Annotated in this window: 20 protein-coding genes and 1 pseudogene; 9 read left to right on the forward strand and 12 right to left on the reverse strand. The window is 60.2% G+C overall.

Annotated features, from left to right (window positions below):
• The first annotated feature begins 106 nt into the window (after window positions 1–106).
• The gene (locus tag MOQ67_RS07135) at window positions 107–1,132 is read left to right on the forward strand and encodes an IS110 family transposase (RefSeq protein ID WP_448675806.1); all 1,026 of its coding nucleotides are present in this window, start codon (window positions 107–109) and stop codon (window positions 1,130–1,132) included.
• Window positions 1,133–1,411: 279 nt separating this feature from the next.
• Here the strand turns inward: MOQ67_RS07135 and rnt are convergent, their stop codons facing one another.
• On the reverse strand, window positions 1,412–2,083 hold the full coding sequence (gene rnt / locus MOQ67_RS07140; protein WP_017844623.1) for a ribonuclease T: 672 nt from the start codon (window positions 2,081–2,083) through the stop codon (window positions 1,412–1,414).
• The gene (pyrC, locus tag MOQ67_RS07145) at window positions 2,080–3,126 is read right to left on the reverse strand and encodes a dihydroorotase (RefSeq protein ID WP_017844624.1); all 1,047 of its coding nucleotides are present in this window, start codon (window positions 3,124–3,126) and stop codon (window positions 2,080–2,082) included. The genes rnt and pyrC overlap by 4 nt, the downstream gene beginning before the upstream one ends.
• 156 nt (window positions 3,127–3,282) lie before the next feature.
• Here pyrC and MOQ67_RS07150 point away from each other — a divergent pair, with 156 nt between their 5' ends.
• The 3 genes from MOQ67_RS07150 (at window position 3,283) to MOQ67_RS07160 (ending at window position 6,783) form a co-directional block, all read left to right on the forward strand.
• Window positions 3,283–4,191: a flagellar protein MotY gene (locus tag MOQ67_RS07150; protein WP_017844625.1), complete on the forward strand. Its 909-nt coding sequence runs from the start codon at window positions 3,283–3,285 to the stop codon at window positions 4,189–4,191.
• Window positions 4,192–4,320: 129 nt separating this feature from the next.
• Window positions 4,321–5,538 (forward strand): argininosuccinate synthase, encoded by a 1,218-nt coding sequence (locus MOQ67_RS07155; RefSeq protein ID WP_017844626.1) that lies wholly within the window; start codon window positions 4,321–4,323, stop codon window positions 5,536–5,538.
• 612 nt (window positions 5,539–6,150) lie between these two features.
• Complete coding sequence (locus MOQ67_RS07160; RefSeq protein ID WP_017844627.1) at window positions 6,151–6,783, forward strand: response regulator transcription factor; 633 nt, start codon at window positions 6,151–6,153, stop codon at window positions 6,781–6,783.
• Between the two features lie 87 nt (window positions 6,784–6,870).
• Here MOQ67_RS07160 and MOQ67_RS07165 read toward each other — a convergent pair whose 3' ends face one another.
• The 8 genes and pseudogenes from MOQ67_RS07165 to metG form a co-directional block, all read right to left on the reverse strand.
• Window positions 6,871–7,050 carry a PA3496 family putative envelope integrity protein gene (locus MOQ67_RS07165; protein ID WP_017844628.1) on the reverse strand — a complete coding sequence of 60 codons (180 nt, stop codon included), beginning with the start codon at window positions 7,048–7,050 and terminating at the stop codon, window positions 6,871–6,873.
• 107 nt (window positions 7,051–7,157) lie between these two features.
• Window positions 7,158–7,796 (reverse strand): endonuclease III, encoded by a 639-nt coding sequence (nth, locus tag MOQ67_RS07170; protein ID WP_046384541.1) that lies wholly within the window; start codon window positions 7,794–7,796, stop codon window positions 7,158–7,160.
• Window positions 7,797–7,821: 25 nt separating this feature from the next.
• On the reverse strand, window positions 7,822–8,316 hold the full coding sequence (locus MOQ67_RS07175) for an Rnf-Nqr domain containing protein (protein WP_198718168.1): 495 nt from the start codon (window positions 8,314–8,316) through the stop codon (window positions 7,822–7,824).
• Entirely contained in the window at window positions 8,309–8,893 is a 585-nt protein-coding gene (locus tag MOQ67_RS07180; protein WP_169884207.1) for an RnfABCDGE type electron transport complex subunit G, read from the reverse strand. The genes MOQ67_RS07175 and MOQ67_RS07180 overlap by 8 nt, the downstream gene beginning before the upstream one ends.
• Window positions 8,890–9,849: an RnfABCDGE type electron transport complex subunit D gene (locus tag MOQ67_RS07185; protein ID WP_198718167.1), complete on the reverse strand. Its 960-nt coding sequence runs from the start codon at window positions 9,847–9,849 to the stop codon at window positions 8,890–8,892. The genes MOQ67_RS07180 and MOQ67_RS07185 overlap by 4 nt, the downstream gene beginning before the upstream one ends.
• A 556-nt stretch (window positions 9,850–10,405) precedes the next feature.
• Window positions 10,406–10,777, reverse strand: a pseudogene (gene rsxB / locus MOQ67_RS07190) (electron transport complex subunit RsxB); the annotation flags it as partial.
• A 17-nt stretch (window positions 10,778–10,794) separates the two neighbouring features.
• Entirely contained in the window at window positions 10,795–11,367 is a 573-nt protein-coding gene (locus tag MOQ67_RS07195) for an electron transport complex protein RnfA (RefSeq protein WP_057005819.1), read from the reverse strand.
• 103 nt (window positions 11,368–11,470) lie between these two features.
• On the reverse strand, window positions 11,471–13,522 hold the full coding sequence (gene metG, locus MOQ67_RS07200; RefSeq protein WP_017844635.1) for a methionine--tRNA ligase: 2,052 nt from the start codon (window positions 13,520–13,522) through the stop codon (window positions 11,471–11,473).
• Between the two features lie 171 nt (window positions 13,523–13,693).
• Between metG and apbC the strand changes: the two genes are divergently transcribed.
• Window positions 13,694–14,788: an iron-sulfur cluster carrier protein ApbC gene (gene apbC / locus MOQ67_RS07205; RefSeq protein WP_046384535.1), complete on the forward strand. Its 1,095-nt coding sequence runs from the start codon at window positions 13,694–13,696 to the stop codon at window positions 14,786–14,788.
• A 498-nt stretch (window positions 14,789–15,286) separates the two neighbouring features.
• On the opposite strand, the gene fdxA is transcribed toward apbC, so the two are convergent.
• Together fdxA and mutS are read right to left on the reverse strand one after the other, a co-directional pair.
• The gene (gene fdxA, locus MOQ67_RS07210; RefSeq protein WP_003222178.1) at window positions 15,287–15,610 is read right to left on the reverse strand and encodes a ferredoxin FdxA; all 324 of its coding nucleotides are present in this window, start codon (window positions 15,608–15,610) and stop codon (window positions 15,287–15,289) included.
• 142 nt (window positions 15,611–15,752) lie between these two features.
• Window positions 15,753–18,344: a DNA mismatch repair protein MutS gene (gene mutS / locus MOQ67_RS07215; protein WP_026139756.1), complete on the reverse strand. Its 2,592-nt coding sequence runs from the start codon at window positions 18,342–18,344 to the stop codon at window positions 15,753–15,755.
• Window positions 18,345–18,541: 197 nt separating this feature from the next.
• On the opposite strand from mutS, the gene MOQ67_RS07220 reads away from it, so the two are divergent.
• From MOQ67_RS07220 to MOQ67_RS07235, 4 genes are all read left to right on the forward strand, one after another.
• Window positions 18,542–19,276 (forward strand): LexA family transcriptional regulator, encoded by a 735-nt coding sequence (locus MOQ67_RS07220; RefSeq protein ID WP_026139757.1) that lies wholly within the window; start codon window positions 18,542–18,544, stop codon window positions 19,274–19,276.
• A 710-nt stretch (window positions 19,277–19,986) separates the two neighbouring features.
• Entirely contained in the window at window positions 19,987–20,331 is a 345-nt protein-coding gene (locus MOQ67_RS07225; RefSeq protein WP_017844641.1) for a phage holin family protein, read from the forward strand.
• Window positions 20,332–20,351: 20 nt separating this feature from the next.
• Window positions 20,352–20,867, forward strand: coding sequence for a hypothetical protein (locus MOQ67_RS07230; protein WP_198717856.1), 516 nt, complete (start codon window positions 20,352–20,354; stop codon window positions 20,865–20,867).
• A gap of 3 nt (window positions 20,868–20,870) precedes the next feature.
• Window positions 20,871–21,482: a phage baseplate assembly protein V gene (locus MOQ67_RS07235; protein WP_102617348.1), complete on the forward strand. Its 612-nt coding sequence runs from the start codon at window positions 20,871–20,873 to the stop codon at window positions 21,480–21,482.
• The last annotated feature ends 9 nt before the right edge of the window (window positions 21,483–21,491 follow it).

Genomic DNA, 21,491 nt, shown 5'->3' on the forward strand with positions numbered 1-21,491 from the left:
CGGTAAAAAAAATCGGCCTGAGAAGGCCGGTTAATGAGATGGTAACCCCCAACACCCTGTGAGGGCTACGCTTTCACGGGGTGTTTTGTTTTCGGAGGCCATCATCATGAGCGAGTCAGCACTGATCGGTATCGATCTCGGCAAACATACTTTCCACCTGCACGGCCAGGATAAGTCGGGCCGCGAGGTGTTTCGCAAAAAATGCTCACGAGCGCAGATGATGCAGTTTTTCGGCAATGTGCCGAGCTGTGTCGTGGTGATGGAGGCCTGTGCAGGGTCGCATTTTGTCGCTCGCCAACTGATGGCGATGGGACACACGGCCAAGCTGATTTCCTCGCAGTTCGTTAAGCCCTTCGTCAAGGGCAACAAAAATGACTTCGTCGACGCTGAGGCGATCTGTGAAGCCGCTTCCCGCCCATCCATGCGCTTCGTTACGCCTAAAACCGAATCCCAGCAAACCCTGTCTGTGCTGCATCGGATGCGCGAATCGTTGGTGCATGACCGCACCAAAACGGCTAATCAGATGCACGGTTTTCTGTTGGAGTTTGGAATCAGCCTGCCCAAGGGATTGGCCATCATGAAGCGTTTGGCGAGCGTTTTGGCCGAGCACGAATTACCCGTTCGTCTGACGGTCTTATTGCAGCGCCTGCACGATCACTTCGTCTATCTGGATGAGCAAATCAAAGCGCTGGATAAAGAACTGGCGGGCCAACTGGCCAACGATGATCTGGGCAGTCGTTTGCTGAGCATGCCGTGTGTCGGCCCGATCACCGCCAGCCTGCTGGCTGTGGAGATGGGCGATGGTAAACAGTACCGATGCGGTCGCGACTTTGCCGCCTCCGTTGGCTTAGTGCCCAGGCAGTACAGCACGGGCGGCAAGGCCAATCTGCTGGGGATCAGCAAGCGGGGTGACAAGCATCTGCGACAACTGTTGGTGCAGTGTTCCAGGGTCTATATGCAGAGGCTGGATCACCAGAAAGGCGCTCTGGCTGACTGGGTTAAAACCTTGCTCAGTCGACGACATTCAAATGTCGTGGCCTGTGCCCTGGCTAACAAACTGGCGCGTATCGCTTGGGCGATAGCCGCTCGCCATACGCAATATGAAGCAGGGCCAGACGCTTTGAATGCCTGACCCTGCAGTTGTTGCAGTACCACGATTCACCCTTCAGGTTTTGCGATAGCTGAACAACAGATGATGTGAACGGCACACCGGCCTGGCGAAGATCCTGACATAAAAATCGGCTTCAGAAGCCGACCGGTTTTTAAGGATCGTCAGGCGCGACTCTCATCGTGGCGCTGGGGCATGCCCCAAACAGACGCCGGATAGATTTAAGCAAGCCAACCACACCACCCGTTAATCAGTATTGCAAAAATGGGGGTGACCATAGATTTTTATGTGTGGGATTCCACTTCAGTCGTTGAAGTCTTCCCAGCCGCCCATCTGTTTCCAACGGTTGACGATGCCGCAGAACAGCTCGGCGGTCTTTTCGGTGTCATAGCGCGCCGAGTGGGCTTCGCGACCGTCAAAGTCGATACCGGCGGCCTGGCAGGCTTTGGCCAATACGGTCTGGCCATAAGCCAGGCCGGCGAGCGTAGCGGTGTCGAAGCTGGAGAACGGGTGGAACGGGTTGCGCTTCATGTCCAGCCGCGCCACGGCGGCATTCAGGAAGCCCAGGTCGAAGCTGCTGTTGTGCCCCACCAGGATCGCGCGTTTGCAGCCATTGGCCTTCAACGCCTTGCGCACGCCACGGAAGATATCGGTCAGCGCAGCTTCTTCACTCACCGCCATGCGCAGTGGGTGATCGAGCTTGATCCCGGTGAATTCCAGGGCCGCGGCTTCGATATTGGCGCCTTCGAACGGCTCGACGCGGAAGAAGTGGGTGTGTTCCGCGAACACAAAACCCTGTTCGTCCATGCCGATGGTGGTCGCGGCGATTTCCAGCAGCGCGTCGGTGGCGCAGTTGAAGCCACCGGTTTCTACGTCGATGACGACCGGCAGATAGCCGCGAAACCGCTCGGCCATCGGGTGACGGGAACCGCCACCGCTGTGCTCGTGTTCGTCATCGTAATGGTCTTCACTCACTTGCTTTCCTCCAGCAGGCGCCAGCGCAGTGTTTCACCGGCGCGCAGCGGGATAACAGTCAGCTCGCCAAACGGCAGGCTGACGGGGGCAGTCCAGTCTTCACGGACCAGGGTGATGCGGTCGGTATTCGCCGGCAGCCCGTAGAAACGCGGGCCGTTGAGGCTGGCGAAGCCTTCGAGTTTGTCCAGGGCGTTGCGTTGGTCGAACGCTTCGGCGTACAGCTCGATCGCCGCATAGGCGGTGTAGCAACCGGCACAACCGCAGGCCGCTTCCTTGGCATGCTGGGCGTGGGGCGCCGAGTCGGTGCCGAGGAAGAACTTCGGGTTGCCGCTGGTCGCAGCGTCCAGCAGGGCCACCTGATGGGTGTTGCGCTTGAGAATCGGCAGGCAATAGAAGTGCGGCCGAATCCCGCCCACCAGCATGTGGTTGCGGTTGTAGAGCAGGTGATGGGCGGTGATGGTCGCGCCAACGTTGGCCGAGGCCTCGGTGACGAACTGCACCGCATCGGCCGTGGTGATGTGTTCGAACACCACCTTGAGGGTCGGAAACAGCTCGACCACCCGGCGCATATGCTCGTCGATGAAGATCTTCTCGCGATCGAACACGTCGACATCGCCGCGGGTGACTTCACCGTGGATCAACAGCGGCATGCCGACTTCGGCCATCGCTTCGATCGCCGGCAGGATCTTGTCGATACTGGTCACGCCGGAGTCGGAGTTGGTGGTTGCGCCCGCCGGATACAGCTTGGCGGCGTGTACGAAACCGCTGGCCTTGGCCTCGCGGATTTCGTCGGGCTGGGTGCGGTCGGTCAGGTAGAGCACCATCAGCGGTTCGAAGCGGCTGCCGGCCGGCCGTACAGCGAGGATGCGCTGGCGATAGGCGTCGGCCTGCGCGGCATTACGCACCGGAGGTACCAGGTTAGGCATGATGATGGCGCGGCCAAACGTGCGCGCAACATCGGCCACGGTGTGGGGCAACGCAGCACCATCGCGAAGATGAATATGCCAGTCGTCGGGACGCAGCAGGGTCAGGCGGTCGGACATTGGGGATTCCAGGCGGGTCAATCTGGTGGGAATGCTACCGGAAAAGACTCTTGCAGGCACTCGCTATCAAGTTTTGCCGGATGCATCCGATAGCCTTTGGTATGCCTTAACGATGTATGACGCTTTGAAGTGTTGTAGAAACCAGTGGAGCCTCCCGTGCGCCAGCATTATCTAGCCCTGCTCAGTGTGTTCGCCAGCCTGCCTGCGATGGCCCTCACGTTCCAGACACGTCTGGAGAATATTGAGTGGAAGGTGGAGGGCGACAAATTCGAGTGCCGCTTGACCCAGCCGATCACCGATTTCGGCTCGGGTGAGTTCGTGCGCCGGGCCGGCGAGCAGGCGACATTCCGTCTGAAAGCCTTTAACGGCTTGCTCGGCGCAGGATCGGCGACCCTGCTGGCGGCGGCTGCGCCATGGCAACCGGGCCGCGGCGATATCAACCTCGGCGCCGTGCGTGCCGGCAGTGGCGAGGTCTTGTTCAACAGTTCCCAGGCCCAGGCCGGGCGCCTGTTCAATGGCCTGCTCGAGGGGCGCAGCCCGACCGTGCGGCATTACGGGCGTGAAGGCGGCTATTCGGAAATTCGTCTGTTGCCGGTGAAATTCAACAAAGCCTACAACGACTATCAACTGTGTACCGCCAAGCTGCTGCCGATGAATTACGATCAGGTCAAGCAGACCGAAGTCGGCTTCCCCGGTGGCGGTATCGAGCTGGACGCAGCGGCCAAGCGCAAGCTGGCGGTGATCGTCGAATTCATGAAGGCCGATCCGACGGTCAACCATATCGAATTGAACGGTCACTCCGACAACAGCGGCAATCGCCTGACCAATCGCGATGTCTCGCGCCGTCGCGCATTGGCGGTGATGGACTACTTCAAGGCCAACGGCGTGCCGGAATCGCAGATCACCATGCGTTTCCACGGCGAAAGCTACCCCTTGGCGCCCAATACCAATGCCGCCAACCGCGCGCGCAATCGGCGCGTCAATATCCAGCTCGAACGCGTGGCCGCCCCCGAGAAACCGGCGGCGCAAGCCAAGGGCCCGAGCAACCCCGCCGCTACGTCATAAGGTGCGACCATTGGTCGCCCGCTCGACATAATCTGTCGCTTTATCTTCATTTGCTGTCGCGCCCCTGTAATTTCGCGGTTTTGATCGGTAGAATCGTTGCCTTTCCGTAAAACCCCGTGGAGTGATGGCATGGCCGACGTAAACAAGGTCGTTCTCGCGTATTCCGGCGGCCTGGACACTTCGGTGATCCTCAAGTGGCTGCAGGATACTTATAACTGTGAAGTGGTGACCTTCACCGCTGACCTGGGTCAGGGCGAAGAGGTCGAACCTGCACGCGCCAAGGCGCAAGCCATGGGCGTCAAAGAGATCTACATTGACGACCTGCGCGAAGAGTTCGTCCGCGATTTCGTTTTCCCGATGTTTCGCGCCAACACCGTCTACGAAGGCGAGTACCTGCTGGGTACCTCCATCGCACGTCCGCTGATCGCCAAGCGCCTGATCGAAATCGCCAACGAAACCGGCGCTGACGCCATTTCCCATGGCGCCACCGGCAAGGGCAACGACCAGGTGCGTTTCGAACTGGGCGCCTATGCCCTCAAGCCGGGCGTGAAAGTGATTGCCCCTTGGCGTGAATGGGACTTGCTGTCCCGTGAAAAGCTGATGGATTACGCTGAAAAGCATGGCATCCCGATCGAGCGTCACGGCAAGAAGAAGTCCCCGTACTCAATGGACGCCAACCTGCTGCACATCTCCTATGAAGGCGGCGTGCTGGAAGACACCTGGACTGAGCACGAAGAAGACATGTGGCGTTGGACCGTCTCCCCGGAGAACGCTCCTGACAAGCCGCAGTACCTGGAACTGACCTACCGCAACGGCGACATCGTCGCGCTGGACGGCGTCGAGATGACCCCGGCCACCGTACTGGCGACCCTGAACCGTATCGGCGGCGAACACGGTATCGGCCGTCTCGACATCGTCGAGAACCGTTACGTGGGCATGAAGTCCCGTGGCTGCTACGAAACCCCAGGCGGCACCATCATGCTGCGCGCCCACCGCGCGATCGAGTCGATCACCCTGGACCGCGAAGTGGCTCACCTCAAAGACGAGTTGATGCCCAAGTACGCCAGCCTGATCTACACCGGCTACTGGTGGAGCCCTGAGCGTCTGATGCTGCAACAGATGATCGACGCTTCCCAGGCTCACGTGAACGGCGTTGTGCGCCTGAAGCTGTACAAGGGCAACGTGATCGTCACCGGTCGCAAGTCCGATGAGTCGCTGTTCGACGCCAACATCGCCACCTTCGAAGAAGATGGCGGCGCCTACAACCAGGCGGACGCAGCAGGCTTCATCAAGTTGAATGCACTGCGCATGCGTATTGCGGCCAACAAGGGTCGCAAGTTGTTCTGAGTGTTCCCGTCGAAATGAAAAGTGGCCCCTTGTTCAGGGGCCATTTTTTTTGCCTGTAAAAAAGGCGCGGCGATCCTGATGTTTAAAGTTGTTTAGGTTTGTTTAAAGTCTATCGAGGTTCGTCGTTTCAGAAAGTTTGATGCCTGGCCCGCCGAGGAATGAATTATTTGCACCTGAGTAGGAACTATGTCTTACAGAAAATTCACTCACCAAAGTGCGGCGTAGATGTAAGTCGCGGAAAGTTCTGTAGGAAATTTATGGTGTAAATAAATATGTTGAATGGAACTGAAATCATCAGGCTTTTTTTACCTGTCGGCCCATGCGGTCGCGACATGCAAGGGGCATTTCCTGAAACGGGTGTGCGCTGCGTTTACGGTTGCCCCCCTATTCACCGGATATTTCTCTCAAAATATGTGCGAGCCCGGAAAGGTCTGAAAGGCTCCATAAAACTCGAAACATCTGAGTTGGTGTTTTTTTGTAGGTTAATTCCTATCTCGTTGTGGGTTGGGTCTCTGCTTGCTGTTGCTTGGGGTGGAACGCTATGCCAACTAGGAAACGACTAGGCTATTGTGCTTGCTCTGAATAATTCGAACAGCGAAATTGGACTTTCTCATGAATAAAGTGCTGATCGTGGATGATCATCCCGTCATTCGTCTTGCTGTGCGCATGCTAATGGAGCGTCATGGTTATGAGGTCGTTGCCGAGACCGATAACGGTGTCGATGCGTTGCAACTTGCACGGGAACATATGCCGGACATTGTCATACTGGATATTGGAATTCCCAAACTCGATGGCCTGGAAGTTATCTGCCGGCTGTCGTCCACCAAACAGGCCACACCGTTCAAGGTGCTGGTCCTGACTTCCCAGGCGCCGGGCCATTTCTCCATGCGCTGCATGCAGGCGGGGGCGGCCGGGTACGTGTGCAAGCAGCAGGACCTGACGGAATTGCTGAGTGCCATCAAGGCGGTGCTGTCCGGCTACAGCTACTTTCCCAACCAGGCGCTGAATTCGGTGCGTTCCACCATGGGCAATGCCAGCGAGGCCGACATGGTCGAGCGCCTTTCGGGACGCGAGATGATGGTGTTGCAGCAACTGGCGCGCGGCAAAACCAACAAGGAGATCGCTGACGGCATGTTCCTCAGCAACAAAACCGTCAGCACTTATAAGACACGCTTGCTGCTCAAGCTCAATGCCCGCTCACTGGTCGATCTGATCGAGTTGGCTCAACGCAATGGCCTGGTCTAGAGGAGGGCGCCACCCCATGGCTGGATAGCCAGGCGAATCGGCAGAAAAAAGCCTCCGTGAGGGAGGCTTCCGGCCGTTCTCGGCTGATCAGAGGTCGAAATCGTAATCGGCCAGCTGTTTTTGCAAGCGTCGCTCTTCCAGAAGGTTGTCGATGGTGCGGCGTTTGCTTAGATTGGTCTTGGCCACCTCTACTGGTGCTTCCTGCCCATCGTCATCCGACTCGACAAGGTCATCGTCCACTTCCAGTTGTTCTTTGCCAGTGCTCATAACGTTAACTCCGGGCTAAGACTGCCGTTGGCGCTCCTTATAACGATATTCCATGAGCGGGTAAAAAAGATTTTTTCAATCGATAGACCGAAAAAACCTATGATCCCTCAATCGTCCGAGGTCTTGTCCTTGTATTCGCACAGGTCTTCGATGCGACAGCTGCCGCAGCGCGGCTTGCGGGCCTGGCAAACGTAGCGCCCGTGAAGGATCAGCCAGTGGTGCGAATCGAGCAGATACGGCTTGGGGACAAACTTCATCAGTTGTTTTTCCACTTCCACCACATTCTTGCCGCGGGCAATGCCGGTGCGGTTGCTCACCCGGAAAATGTGGGTGTCCACGGCCATGGTCAGTTGCCGGAACGCCGTATTGAGCACAACGTTTGCCGTTTTGCGGCCCACGCCCGGCAAAGCCTCCAGCGCTTCGCGGGTTTGCGGCACTTCACCGCCATGCCGCTCCACCAGTAGGCGGCAGGTCTCGATGACATTTTTCGCCTTGCTGTTGTACAAGCCGATGGTCTTGATGTATTCGGACAAACCTTCCACGCCCAAGGCATGGATCGCTGCCGGCGTGTTCGCCACGGGATACAGTTTGGCCGTGGCCTTGTTGACGCCGACGTCTGTGGATTGGGCCGAGAGAATCACCGCAATCAGCAACTCAAACGGCGTGGAGTAGGCCAGTTCGGTTTTGGGTTCCGGATTGTCTTCGTGGAGCCTGCGGAAAATTTCCAGGCGTTTTGCGGCGTTCATGGGGCAGGCGATTCCTTGCTGGCGGTCAGCGTGATTGTGAAAAATGGGCCCAGGCTTGCAACCCAGCGAGCAATAACCCGAGCAGGATAAACCCGGCCGGCATCAATGTGGTGGCGGCACTGGCGCGTAACAACCCCATGACGAGCATGAGCGCGGCGAACAGGCCGACCAACCGTAGCTGCGCCTTGCACTGGCCCGCCTCAAAGAAACCATGGTGTTCCAGGACAACGCATTGCACGCTGATCAGCGCGAGGTAGATGCCCAACTGCTGATACAGCGGCAGCGCAAATGCCTGCAACAGTAGCTGCACACAACTGACCAGTGTCGCGGCGACCATCAAGCTGGCACCCAGCCGCAGGGACGCGCTCAGGCGCGAGCGTACCGCGCGCATGACCAGGCCGTAGAGCGTCACGGTCAGCACCGACAATGCCAGGAAACTCAGGGCCTTGGGCAGGGTGTCAGTCACCCCGAGCAACGGTGCCAGCATCGCTGCATTGGCCAGGCCAACGGCTCTAGTCATGGGCGTCGGGCTCCAGCAGGGATGAGCGGTGCTCGTCGAAATAGCGCAAAGCGTCATGGGTGGCGCTGATCACCGCTCGAGAGGTGAGGGTGGCACCGGCTATTTGATCGACGGTCGAGTCTTGCATGTCCGTGCGCGAACGCCCCTTGAATGAAGCCAGCCAAGGGTTGCCGGGCTGGCTGATAAGCCCGCCCAGGCTTGGGGTTTCCGATTGCGCCAGGGTCTTGATGCCCAGCAGCTTGCCGTCGCGGTCAATGGCGATCAGCAGTTCGATCGGGCCGGCATAGCCGCTGGTGCTCAACCGCAGCAGCACCGCGCTGGGTTGGCCCGACAGGCTCACCCGATAGCCACCCAGCAGTTGGCTCTCCTCCAGCGGCTGCACAGCGATCGGCAGCGGTTGCTCCAGCGGCTGATTGTCATAACGGTCGGCGGGTAGCAGGTCGAGCAGCGCCTGGCGCTTCAAGGCCAGGGCCTGGCGCGCGGCGTGATCGGCAGTCAGGTGCTGAAGGGTCAGGATCAGCGTGCCGCCGCCGATAGCGATCAGCAACGCCAGCAGTACGCCTCTGCGCGACTTCATAGGCTGACCGCCGGCTGTTTCGCGGCCACCAGGCGTTCCAGCGCCGGCACGGCCAGGTTCATCAGCAGCACCGCAAAGGCTACACCGTCCGGGTAACCGCCCCACGTGCGAATCAGATACGTCAGCAGGCCCACGCCCACCCCGAACAGCAGCCGGGCCCTGGGGCTTTTTGGGCCGGAGACCGGCTCGGTGACGATAAAAAATGCGCCGAGAAGCGTGGCGCCCGTCAGCAGATGAAACAGCGGCGAGCCGTGAGAGTCAGAACCCGAGCCATTCCAGCACAGCAGGCTGATCACAAACAGGCTACCCAACATGCCCAAGGGCGCGTGCCAACTGAATACCCGCTGGCGCAACAGCCACAGACCGCCGGCCAGAAACGCCAGGTTCACCCACTCGCTGCCCTTGCCGCCGACATGCCCAAATGCCGGGTTGCGCGCGAACAGTTCATCGATGGTCAGGCTTTTGTTCAGTCGCAGGGCGTCCAGTGCCGTGGCCTGGGCCCAGGCATCGGGCGCGTCGCGGTGCAGGCCGAATACCTGTTGTGCGCCGGCCAGCAGGTCCATGCCGTGGGTGGTCGGCCAGTGTGTCATGAGTTGCGGAAAGGCCACCAGCATCGACGCATACCCGACCATCGCCGGGTTGAAGGGGTTGCGCTGGCCGCCGTACAGGTGCTTGCCCAGCAGCAGTCCACTGGCCACGGCCGCCACGCACAGCCACCAGGGGCAATAGGGCGGCAGTGCCAGGGCGAGCAGGGTCGCGCTGACCAGGCTGCTCAGATCGCCGCCACGCGCCCCCCGCAGGCGCTGCACGCCCGCATCGACCAACAGTGCGCAGCCCGTCGCCAGCAACAGATTGATCAACACGCCCCAACCGAACAGCCAGAACATTGCCAACCCACCCGGCAGTGTCGCCAGCAACACCCGTTGCAGGGCCTGGTGAGGCTCAAGCGTGGCCATGTGCATCCACCTGGCGCTGTGCTGCGTCGAGATTGGCGTGTGCCTCGGCCAGTTGCTGTGGGTCGGCGTTCCGATCCTGGGCTTTCTTCAATTCGGCGCGCCGCATTGCCAGTTGGATCTTGGCGCGCTTGAGATCGGCGGTGTTGGCGGGGGCCGGCGTTGCAGGCGCGGGGTTCACCTCCAGAGCGGCCAATGCCTGCTCCGCGGCTTCGAACTGTTGTTGCAGCACGATCAGTTGCGACTGCTGTTCAAAGGTGGGCGGATGCCCGAATGCCTTCAAGGATTTATGCAACTGCGCACGGCTCATCGCCACGTTGATCTTGGCTTTCTTGATCGCGGCGTCCTGGGCTGCCTGCGCCGCGTCGATCGGCACGGCGGCCAACGGCGCGGCCCGCTTGGCGCGGGCCAGGCGTTCGGCCTGCTTGTGTTCTTCTTCCCGTTGCAGGCGCGCGTTGCGTTGCTCAAAGCGTCGTCGTGCGCGGTCTCGCTTCAAGCCGCGCGCGCGGCGCTCGTGGTCGTTGGTCGCCAGGCCGCCGACAATCGGCAGTACCGCCACTAGCGGGCGCATCTCGATGCAATCGACCGGGCAGGGCGCGACGCACAGGTCGCAACCGGTGCATTCGTCGATGATCACGGTGTGCATCCATTTGGCCGCGCCGACAATCGCATCCACCGGGCAGGCCTGGATGCATTTGGTACAGCCGATGCATTCGGCCTCACGGATGTAAGCAATCTGTGGTGGCGCTTCGCCGCGGCTGGTGTCCAGCGACAGTACCGGCACGTTCAGCAACTGCGCGAGCGCGCCGATCGTTTCCTGCCCGCCCGGCGGGCACTTATTGATGGCTTCGCCTTGGGCGATCCCTTCGGCGTAGGGCTTGCAGCCCGGGTGCCCGCACTTGCCGCATTGGGTTTGCGGGAGCAGCGCGTCGATATGTTGAATCAGGCTCATGCTTTGATCATTGCGTTGAAACCCAGAAAAGCCACCGCCATCAGCCCGGCGCTGATCAGTTCGACCGGCAGGCCGCGGAAGGGCAGCGGGATGTCGTTGTCGGCGATGCGCTGGCGCAAGTCGCTGAACAGGCTCAGCACCAGCCAGAAGCCGAGCCCGGCGCCCACGCTCAGTGCCGCCATGTGCGCCAGCCCCTCATCGTCTTCAATGCCCAGCAACACCACGCCCAGTACCCCGGCGTTGCCCAGCAGCAGCGGCCATAACCCTTCCGTCGGCAGCGTCGGGCGCAGGCGCATGAGCGCGCCGAGCACGGGGCGGATCAGCAGCGCGGTCAGCGGTAAAAACACCCACAGCCGCAGGGCAGTCAACCCCAACGGTTGCAGCACGTAGTGATCCAGCAAATAGGCCAGCACGCCGCTCACTGCCATCAACACGGTGGTGGCAATCCCCAATGCATGCACCCGCGAGCGTGAATGCGCGGCCAATATCGGGTCGACGGCCAACGGCATCTGCAACACGAGGTTGTTGATCAGGGCGGCGCTGACAAGGGTGAGGAGCATATCGGTCATGGGCATGCCGGTTAAGCGAACAGGGCCTGATTATCCGGCAAGCGAGAAGGGGGTACTAGCTGAAAAGCCCTGTCGCCGCGACGACAGGGCTGTTTTGCAGGGCTTACTTGATGCGTTGACCCGGCTTGGCGCCGCTGTCAGGGCTCAGCAGGTAGATTTCTTCGCCGCCGGGGCCGGCCGCCATCACCATGCCTTCGGAAATACCGAACTTCATTTTCCGCGGCTTGAGGTTGGCGATCATCATGGTCAGGCGACCATTGAGCTTGGACGGGTCCGGATAAGCGCTCTTGATCCCGGAGAACACGTTGCGTTGCTCGTCGCCGATATCGAGGGTCAGGCGCAGCAGCTTGTCGGCACCTTCCACGGCTTCGGCCTTGAGAATCAGCGCAACCCGCAGGTCGACGGCGGCAAAGGCGTCGAACTCGATCTCCGGGGACAGCGGGTCCTTGACCAGTTCACCGTTGCCGGCCGGGTTCGATTCGCCGGTGTCGGTCGGGCTGGCGACCAGGTCTTCTTTCGACGCGTCGCTCATGGCCTGGACTTTTACCGGGTCGATACGGGTCATCAATGGTTTGAACTCGTTCAATTGATGGTTGCTGAGCAAGCTGGCGTGGTCGTTCCAGGTCAGCGGCGCGACGTTGAGGAACGCCTCGGCATCCGCAGCCAGCAACGGTAGCACCGGCTTGAGGAAGATCACCAACTGGCGGAACAGGTTGACGCCGGTGGCGCAGATGGCCTGGACTTCCGCCTGCTTGCCTTCCTGCTTGTTCAGCGACCACGGTGCCTTGTCGGCGATCCACGCGTTGGCGCGGTCGGCCAGGCCCATGATCTCGCGCATGGCGCGGGCAAAGTCGCGGGCTTCATAGGCGTCGGCGATGCTTGGCGCGGCGGCCAGGAACGCATCGGTCAGTTCCGGCGCGGCATTCTCGGCCACCAGCACACCGGCGTTGCCCTTGTGGATGAAACCGGCGCAACGGCTGGCGATGTTGACGACTTTGCCGACGAGGTCCGAGTTGACCTTCTGTACGAAGTCTTCCAGGTTCAGGTCGAGGTCGTCGACGCCACGGCCCAGCTTGGACGCGTAGTAGTAGCGCAGGTATTCCGGCGACAGGTGATCCAGGTAGGTGCGCGCCTTGATAAAGGTGCCACGGGACTTGGACATCTTCTGGCCATTGACGGTCAGGTAGCCGTGTACGTTGATGCCGGTCGGCTTGCGGTAGCCCGCACCTTCGAGCATCGCCGGCCAGAACAGGGCGTGGAAGTTGACGATGTCCTTGCCGATGAAATGGTACAGCTCGGCGGTGGAGTCCTTGCCCCAGAACGCATCGAAGTCCAGCTCCGGCGTGCGCTTGCACAGGTTCTTGAAGCTGGCCATGTAGCCGATCGGGGCGTCCAGCCACACGTAGAAATACTTGCCCGGCTCGCCTGGGATCTCAAAGCCGAAGTATGGCGCATCGCGGGAAATGTCCCACTGTTGCAGCCCGGCATCCAGCCATTCGGCGATCTTGTTGGCGACGGCGTCCTGCAGGGTGCCGCTGCGCGTCCAGGTTTGCAGCATCTGCTGGAAATCCGGGAGCTTGAAGAAGAAGTGCTGGGAATCCTTGAGCACCGGGGTGGCGCCGGAGATCGCCGACTTGGGGTTCTTCAGGTCGGTGGGGGCGTAGGTGGCACCGCATTTTTCGCAGTTGTCGCCGTACTGGTCCTCGGTGCCGCATTTCGGGCAGGTGCCCTTGATGAAGCGGTCGGCCAGGAACATTTTCTTTTCCGGGTCGAAATACTGCGTGATCGAGCGCGTGGCAATGTGCCCGGCGTCCTTCAACCGCAGGTAGATCTGGCTCGACAGCTCGCGGTTTTCGTCGGCGTGGGTCGAATGGAAGTTGTCGAAGTCGACCAGGAACTCGGCAAAGTCGGCGCTGTGTTCAGCCTGCACATTGGCGATCAGTTGTTCCGGGGTGATGCCTTCCTTTTCGGCGCGCAACATGATGGCCGAACCGTGGGCGTCGTCCGCGCAGACATAGATGCATTGATTGCCGCGATGCTTCTGGAAGCGCACCCACATGTCGGTCTGGATGTACTCAAGCATATGGCCAAGATGGATTGAACCATTGGCATAGGGCAGGGCGCTGGTGACGAGGATCTTGCGTGGCTCGGACATGGGGCTCGGCTACTCGATGAAACGGAGGTCGGCCACTATAAAGCGCCGGCAAATATATTTCACCCCGTGGCGCTGTTTCAGCATCTTCCCAACCTGCGAAAGCATGCCGTTAAGCCGCTGGAACGGTTAGGATAGCCGCCTGTTTCAGTCAGTCTTTTTCGGGAGTAGCCCATGAGCGCCGTTAATCGCGCAGCGGTGGAAGCCGTTCTTCGCCAGTACACCGACCCCTATTTGAACCAGGATCCGGTCAGTGCCGGTTGTGTCCGCGCCATCGAGATCCAGGGCGACCAGGTGTCGGTCCGGATGGAACTGGGCTATGCCGCCGGTCTGTTCAAGAGCGGCTGGGCGCAGATGCTGCAAATGGCCATCGAAGGCCTCGACGGCGTGCGTTCCGCCAAGGTCGACATTCAGTGCGTGATCGCGCCGCACAAGGCCCAGGCGCAGATCCCCGGCCTGGCCAACGTGAAGAATGTGGTGGCCGTGGCCTCCGGCAAGGGCGGCGTGGGTAAATCCACCACGGCGGCCAACCTGGCGCTGGCGCTGGCGCGCGAAGGCGCCCGCGTGGGGATTCTCGACGCGGATATCTACGGCCCGAGCCAGGGCGTGATGTTCGGCATTGCCGAGGGCACCCGCCCGAAAATCAAGGACCAGAAGTGGTTCGTGCCCATCGAGTCGCTGGGTGTGGAAGTGATGTCCATGGCGTTCCTGACCGACGACAACACGCCGATGGTGTGGCGCGGGCCGATGGTTTCCGGCGCCTTGCTGCAACTGGTGACCCAGACCGCCTGGGGCGATTTGGACTACCTGGTGATCGACATGCCGCCAGGCACCGGCGACATCCAGCTGACCCTGGCGCAAAAAGTCCCGGTGGCCGGTGCGGTGATCGTGACCACGCCGCAGGACCTGGCGTTGCTGGACGCGAAGAAAGGCGTGGAAATGTTCCGCAAGGTCAACATCCCGGTGCTGGGCGTCGTGGAAAACATGGCGGTTCACATCTGCTCCAACTGTGGCCATGCCGAGCACCTGTTCGGTGAGGGGGGCGGCGAGAAGTTGGCGACCCAGTACGGCGTCGAACTGCTGGCCTCGCTGCCGCTGGCGATGGTGATTCGCGAACAGGCCGATGGTGGCAAACCGACAGTGGCGGCCGAGCCTGATGGCCAGATCGCCATGGTTTATCAGGAACTGGCGCGTCACGTGGGCGCGCGGATTGTCCTGCAAGAAGCGGCTTCACCGGCCATGCCGACGATTACAGTCAGCGACGACTGAGTCATTCGCAGGAAACAAGCCCCGCTATTGTCGGGGCTTTTTCTTGTCCGCCGAACGGCCAGGTATCGCTTGCCAGGCTCTTACGCAGTTGCTCGTGTAAGCATTTGCTTACTCTCGCGTAAGTGTTTGGTTTTTTTTGCGCTTCCGGACGTCTCAAATTGTCTGGTCATATTTCTAATTAATTGAAATATAACAATTATTTATTGGCTCGCGAGAGCGAAAGCTCGGCAGGCGACGGGTTGGGTTGCGTTGTACTTCCCTGGGAACTGGTTACTATCAGTCCTGTGTCCACGGATTGACACAGCCATCAAGGAACGATGGTTTGAAGGAACGTCGCAGGATGCGATTCATCAGGATGATGAAAAAGGAATACAGGGACTAGGGAAAAAATGTGGGCGGGTCATACCGCCCCTTTTTTCGTCTGCAGAAAAGTGAAATGCCTGCCCCTGAACGCAAAAAAGGCCCGCAAGGGGCCTTTTTTGTTGGGCTGCGGCGCTGTCAGCGCTCGAGATCTTTGATCTTGCCTTTTACGCCATCCCACTCTTCCGCATCCGGCAGCGACTCTTTCTTCTCCGTGATGTTCGGCCAGATTTCCGCCAGTTCGACGTTCAACTGGATAAATTCCTGCATATCTTCCGGGACCTCGTCCTCGGAGAAAATAGCGACGGCCGGGCATTCAGGTTCACACAGGGCGCAGTCAATGCACTCATCCGGGTGGATCACCAGGAAATTCGGGCCTTCGTAGAAGCAGTCCACCGGACAGACTTCTACGCAGTCGGTGTATTTGCACTTGATGCAGTTGTCGGTGACGACGAAGGTCATTTCTAATTTTCTCCTCAGGCGGCGGCAGCGAAACCCCTTATGGTGGGGCCCGCGAGGTTTGAGAGCGATAATCTGCGAGCCAGGCTAAAAGCCCGCAGCATCCCAAACCGCGCGAGATAATATCAGCTTGCAAGCGTCTGCGTTAGATCTGTGTCTTCAGTGTATAGAGCATTTCCAGCGCTTTTCGCGGTGTCAAGTCGTCCAGGTCAAGTTTTGCCAATTCATCCAGCACCGGATGGGGCAGGCTGGCGAACATATCGCTCTGGTGTGGCGCGTTGGATTTGCTGTTGCTCTTCTTCGGGCTGGCGACCACCGTGTCGTGAGGCAGGGCGGTGGCTTCCAGGCGGCTGAGGTGCTCGCGGGCGCGGGTGATCACGTCGTTCGGCACACCGGCCAACTGCGCCACGGCCAGGCCGTAACTCTGGCTGGCCGGCCCTGGCAGCACATGGTGCAGGAACACGATACGCTCGTTGTGCTCGGTGGCGTTGAGATGCACGTTGGCCACCAGCGGCTCGCTTTCCGGCAGCACGGTCAGTTCGAAGTAGTGGGTGGCGAACAGCGTATAGGCGCGCAGGTGCGCCAGGCGCTCGGCCGCCGCCCAGGCCAGGGACAGGCCGTCGAACGTGCTGGTGCCGCGACCGACTTCGTCCATCAGCACCAGGCTGCGCTCGGTGGCGTTGTGCAGGATGTTCGCGGTTTCGCTCATCTCCACCATAAAGGTCGAGCGGCCGCCGGCGAGGTCATCGCTGGAACCGATCCGCGTGAAGATGCGGTCCACCAGGGACAGCTCGCAACTGGCCGCTGGCACAAAGCTGCCGATATGCGCGAGCAACACGATCAATGCGGTCTGGCGCATGTAGGTGGATTTACCGCCCATATTCGGACCGGTGATCACCAGCATGCGGGTTTCGTCATCCAGCGACAGATCGTTAGCGACAAACGGCGTGGTCAATACCTGCTCCACCACCGGGTGGCGCCCCTGCACGATACGCATGCAGGGTTCGCTGACAAACCGCGGGCAGTTCAAGTCAAGGTTCAGCGCACGCTCGGCCAGGTTGCTCAGCACATCCAGCTCGGCCAGGGCGGCGGCGGTGTCTTGCAGTGGCGCGAGGCGGCTGATCAAGTCTTCGAGCAGTGCTTCATACAGCATCTTTTCCCGCGCCAAGGCACGGCTCTTGGCCGACAGCGCTTTATCTTCGAACGCTTTCAGCTCGGGGGTGATGAAGCGTTCGGCACCTTTAAGGGTTTGACGACGTTGATAGTCGATGGGCGCCTGCTCGGCCTGCTTGCTCGGCAACTCGATGAAGTAGCCATGCACACGGTTGTAGCCGACCTTCAGGTTGGCCAGCCCGGTGCGGGCTTTTTCGCGGGCTTCCAGGTCGATCAGGAACTGCCCGGCGTTTTCGCTCAGGGACTGCAGTTCATCCAGTTCGCTGTCGTAACCGGTCTTGAGCACGCCGCCGTCGCGGATGATCGCCGGCGGGTTGTCGATAATGGCTTTTTCCAGCAGGGCCGCGAGGTCCGGGTAGGTGCCGGTGGTGACGGCCAGCTGCTGCAGGTGCGGCGTGTCCAGTTCGGTCATCGCCGCTTGCAACTGCGGCAGGGCGCCGAGGGCATCGCGCAGGCGCGCCAGGTCGCGCGGGCGTGCGTTGCGCAGGCCGATCCGCGCGAGGATGCGCTCGATATCGCCGATTTCTTTCAACTGCGGCTGCAGCTTTTCGAAGCGATAGCCGTCGAGCAGGCAGGTAATCGACGTCTGCCGCGCTTGCAGCACCGTCAGGTCGCGCAGCGGACGGTTCAGCCAGCGCGTCAGCAAGCGGCTGCCCATGGCGGTCTGGCAACGGTCGACCACCGATTGCAGCGTGTTGTCGCGCCCGCCCGCCAGGTTGGTGTCCAGCTCCAGGTTGCGACGGCTGGCGCCGTCGAGCACCACGGTATCGTCCAGGCGCTCATGGCGCAGGCTGCGCAAGTGCGGCAGGGCGGTGCGCTGGGTTTCCTTGGCGTAGCTGAGCAGGCAACCGGCGGCGCCGATGGCCAGGGTCAGGGTTTCGCAACCGAAGCCCTTGAGGTCCTGCACGGCGAACTGCTGGCACAGACTTTTCAGCGCCGAATCACGCTCGAAATCCCACGGCGCGCGACGCTTGGTCCCGCGACGACGTTCCGCCGGCAGGTCCTTTGGCCAATCATCCGGGATCATCAGCTCCACCGGATTGATACGCTCCAGCTCCGCCAGCAGGTTCTCCCAGCCTTTGGTCTCCATCACGCTGAAGTTGCCGCTGGTGATATCCAGCACCGCCAGGCCGAACAAGCGCTCGTCGCCGAGCACCGCAGCGATCAGGTTATCGCGACGCTCATCGAGCAGCGCCTCATCACTCACCGTCCCCGGCGTAATAATACGCACCACCTGACGCTCAACCGGCCCTTTGCTGGTAGCCGGGTCGCCGATCTGCTCGCAGATCACCACCGACTCGCCCAGCTTCACCAGCTTGACGAGGTAGCCTTCCAGCGAATGGTAAGGAATCCCACACATCGGAATCGACTGCCCCGCCGACTGCCCACGCGCGGTCAGGGTGATGTCCAGCAACTTGGCGGCTTTCTTCGCGTCTTCGTAGAAGATCTCGTAGAAATCGCCCATGCGATAGAACATCAACTGATCAGGGTGCTGGTTTTTCAGGCGCCAGTACTGCTGCATCATTGGGGTGTGGGAGGACAGATCGGAAGTGGTTTTACTCATCAGATAATTAGCGAATTCGTTAAAAGGAGTGGCAAAGGGGGCACTTGGCCCGGCTGATTTTGCGATGGCGGCAAGGTTAACACGCGAGGTCGACCCTTCGCAGGCCTGCTCAAAAGACACGGTGAGTGCATAAAAAATGCATGGTCAATGCAAATTAGCATTTGCCAAGCTTCAAATCTGTCGTCACTATCCGCTTTATGCAAAAACGCAACGTTTCTATCGTCTTAAGAGAATTGCTGGACCGCGACCGGATCTCCCCCACGGAGCTTCACCGGCGTACCGGCGTGCCTCAATCCACGCTGTCCCGGATCCTCAGCGGCAAGATCGTTGACCCTTCGGACAAGCACATTTCGCGCATTGCCGAGTACTTCCGCGTCAGCACCGACCAACTGCGCGGGCGCGCGGCGGTGGGCGTTTCTCGGGATGAAGGGCGCGACCCGATGCATTCGGAACTCAAGGACATAAGCCTGTGGGATGACGACACCCCCGTGAATGACGACGAGGTGTCGATCCCCTTTCTGCGTGAGGTTGAATTGGCTGCTGGATCAGGAAGATTCGTCATCGAGGAAAGCGAGAAGGCCAGCCTGCGGTTCGGCAAGCGCAGCCTGCGGCATAACGGTGTGCAGTTCGACCAGGCCAAGTGTGTGACGGTGCGCGGCAACAGCATGTTGCCGGTGCTGCGTGATGGCGCGACGGTGGGGGTGAATGCGGGCAAGAGTGCGATTGGCGACATCGTCGATGGCGACTTGTACGCCATCAATCACAATGGTCAGTTGCGGGTCAAACAGCTCTATCGCCTGCCTTCCGGGATTCGCCTGCGCAGTTTCAACCGCGATGAGCACCCGGACGAAGACTACAGCTTCCAGGACATCCAGGATGAACAGATCAGCATCCTCGGTCATGTCTTCTGGTGGGGCATGTACGCCCGTTAACCTTCTTGCGTAAGACGAAGCCCGCCAATCAGCGGGCTTTTTTTCGTCTGTAGAAAGACATCAAACCCTTTGTCAGCAAGGCTTCCAATGCATCAGTGCATTTGTTCGGTAAAAATAAATGCATTTGTGCATTGACTGTATATGCATACATGCATATTCTTTGTCTCAAGCCGGCCAACAAGGCTCGGTGGAGGCGGCAAGGATGCTGCCAGGAACGACAAGGAAGGCACGCAACACCGGCACGGACGCCATCGAAGCGATGGCAGGGATGCCAGGTAACACCGGCAAGGATGCCGACGCTCTTTAGTTTCACCGTTTTACAAGAACAGGCAGCGATGAACCGGCCTTGACGGTTCAGAGGGTTGGCAACTGACCCGGGTGTGCAGCGTAAAGCACCAGAAGCAGTTATCCGGCAGACAGGGATCGTGGTCGGAAAAACATTGAGGAAAGATCCGTACCGCGCCAGTAGCGCCGAAAGATCGAGTACCCAGCCTCACCCATACTGTTCCTTTTGAAGGCGTCTTTTGTCGCCGCGCGGCGTTGCCGCTCAACAACAGCCACTCCTCACAAGAGGATTGTATTGGTGAGGCTGGGCACAGGACCGCATTACTGAAAAGCCCGGGCAACCGGGCTTTTTGGAATGCCTACCTATAAATGGATTTACCCAAACGCCGGCATTTTGCCGGCATTGCTCAGCCAGGAGGCGTGACATGACAAACGAGCAGCAAGCGTTAGCGGAAATGCCTATCTGGCTGGTGATCGTACTGGCGCTGATCGGCGGAGTTTCTGGCGAAATGTGGCGCGCCGACAAGGAGGGCGCCCGTGGTTGGTCGCTGATCCGGCGCCTCGCGTTGCGGTCTGGGGCGTGCATGGTCTGCGGGGTCTCGGCGTTGATGCTGTTGTACGCCGCCGGCATGTCGATCTGGACCGCCGGCGCCCTCGGCTGCCTGACAGCCATGGCCGGTGCAGACGTCGCCATTGGCCTTTATGAACGTTGGGCGGCCAAGCGCATTGGCGTCGACGAGGCCCCGCCCTCCCGCCCGGATCAGCAGTAACCGCTGCAAGGACGCGACTGATGACATCTATCGAAAAACCTTCCCAACTGCCCATCGCAATTGGTGAAGCGCTCAAGGGCGCCTTCCCACAATTGCGTGTGGGCAACCACCAGGACTTCCAGGGCACCGGGGATAAAACCGGCGTGCTGATTACCGTGGAACGCAACGGCCCCGGCGTTCGATCCCTTGAAGGACGTAAGGCCCATGCTCTGTCGGTGTCACTCATGGCCAGGGTTGCCAGTGGTTCGGCGCCTTACGACGCCTGCGACCTGGCCAGTCAATTGATGGATTTGGCCCTCGATAATCGCTGGGGTCTGCCGTCGGACCAGTGTGACCTGCCAAGCGCCATCGTCGCGGCGCCGACCCTACAGGGCAGTGCCGAAACCGACTACGACACTTGGACAGTGTCCTTCACCCAAAACATCTACCTCGGCCCGCCGATACTCGAAGATCCCACCGGAAAACCGCTGTTTGCCTGCACGTGGGAAGTCTCGAATATCGACGATCCTGACCAATACCGACCCTTGCAGGAGTAGTCCATGTTCGATGCTTTGTTACGCATGCAACTGGGACCGATCGTCGAGCGCCTGGCGGAAATGGAGGCCCAGCTCGAAGACCTGTACCGACGCGCTGAAAGCTTTTGTCGGATCGGCATATGCCAGCAGGTCGACGCCGCCAGCAATACCTGCATCGTCAGCCACGGCGATTTGCTTACCCCGGCAATTGGTTTTTTCAACCCCAGCGCGGGCGCGCAGACCGAAACGCGCATCCCGTCAGTGGGCGAGCAATGTTTGTTGCTCAACTATGGCGGTGGGGAAGGCGCTGCACAGTCGGTAGCGCTTTTCGGCCTCAACAGTAGCCTGTTTCCGCCGGTCTCCAGCGTTGCATCGTTGACCCGGCGCCGCCACCAGGACGGGACGCAAAGTGACTATGACGACGCCAGCCACACATTCAACTGGACCAACGGGCCCACCGTGTTCAGCGGTTCCCGCGAACAGGTCGAGGCGAAGGTCGGCGCTGCCACGCTGCAGATGAGCGCCAAGCACATCACCTTGCAACTCGGCGCCGTCGGTGTGCTGCTGGATGCCGGCGGCGTGCATTTGAGCGGCCCGCTGGTGGATCACCAAGGCCGCGTGATCAGCACCGCATAAGGATTTGCC

It is taken from the genome of Pseudomonas sp. LY-1 (genome assembly GCF_053502595.1).

What these genes read in the sequence shown, in the direction of transcription:
- MOQ67_RS07135 (WP_448675806.1), top strand. Translation starts at nt 107, where the DNA reads ATGAGCGAGTCAGCACTGATCGGTATCGATCTCGGCAAACATACTTTC.
- pyrC (WP_017844624.1), bottom strand. Translation starts at nt 3,126, where the DNA reads ATGTCCGACCGCCTGACCCTGCTGCGTCCCGACGACTGGCATATTCAT.
- MOQ67_RS07155 (WP_017844626.1), top strand. Translation starts at nt 4,321, where the DNA reads ATGGCCGACGTAAACAAGGTCGTTCTCGCGTATTCCGGCGGCCTGGAC.
- MOQ67_RS07160 (WP_017844627.1), top strand. Translation starts at nt 6,151, where the DNA reads ATGAATAAAGTGCTGATCGTGGATGATCATCCCGTCATTCGTCTTGCT.
- MOQ67_RS07165 (WP_017844628.1), bottom strand. Translation starts at nt 7,050, where the DNA reads ATGAGCACTGGCAAAGAACAACTGGAAGTGGACGATGACCTTGTCGAG.
- nth (WP_046384541.1), bottom strand. Translation starts at nt 7,796, where the DNA reads ATGAACGCCGCAAAACGCCTGGAAATTTTCCGCAGGCTCCACGAAGAC.
- MOQ67_RS07175 (WP_198718168.1), bottom strand. Translation starts at nt 8,316, where the DNA reads ATGACTAGAGCCGTTGGCCTGGCCAATGCAGCGATGCTGGCACCGTTG.
- MOQ67_RS07180 (WP_169884207.1), bottom strand. Translation starts at nt 8,893, where the DNA reads ATGAAGTCGCGCAGAGGCGTACTGCTGGCGTTGCTGATCGCTATCGGC.
- MOQ67_RS07185 (WP_198718167.1), bottom strand. Translation starts at nt 9,849, where the DNA reads ATGGCCACGCTTGAGCCTCACCAGGCCCTGCAACGGGTGTTGCTGGCG.
- MOQ67_RS07195 (WP_057005819.1), bottom strand. Translation starts at nt 11,367, where the DNA reads ATGACCGATATGCTCCTCACCCTTGTCAGCGCCGCCCTGATCAACAAC.
- metG (WP_017844635.1), bottom strand. Translation starts at nt 13,522, where the DNA reads ATGTCCGAGCCACGCAAGATCCTCGTCACCAGCGCCCTGCCCTATGCC.
- apbC (WP_046384535.1), top strand. Translation starts at nt 13,694, where the DNA reads ATGAGCGCCGTTAATCGCGCAGCGGTGGAAGCCGTTCTTCGCCAGTAC.
- fdxA (WP_003222178.1), bottom strand. Translation starts at nt 15,610, where the DNA reads ATGACCTTCGTCGTCACCGACAACTGCATCAAGTGCAAATACACCGAC.
- mutS (WP_026139756.1), bottom strand. Translation starts at nt 18,344, where the DNA reads ATGAGTAAAACCACTTCCGATCTGTCCTCCCACACCCCAATGATGCAG.
- MOQ67_RS07220 (WP_026139757.1), top strand. Translation starts at nt 18,542, where the DNA reads ATGCAAAAACGCAACGTTTCTATCGTCTTAAGAGAATTGCTGGACCGC.
- MOQ67_RS07225 (WP_017844641.1), top strand. Translation starts at nt 19,987, where the DNA reads ATGACAAACGAGCAGCAAGCGTTAGCGGAAATGCCTATCTGGCTGGTG.
- MOQ67_RS07230 (WP_198717856.1), top strand. Translation starts at nt 20,352, where the DNA reads ATGACATCTATCGAAAAACCTTCCCAACTGCCCATCGCAATTGGTGAA.
- MOQ67_RS07235 (WP_102617348.1), top strand. Translation starts at nt 20,871, where the DNA reads ATGTTCGATGCTTTGTTACGCATGCAACTGGGACCGATCGTCGAGCGC.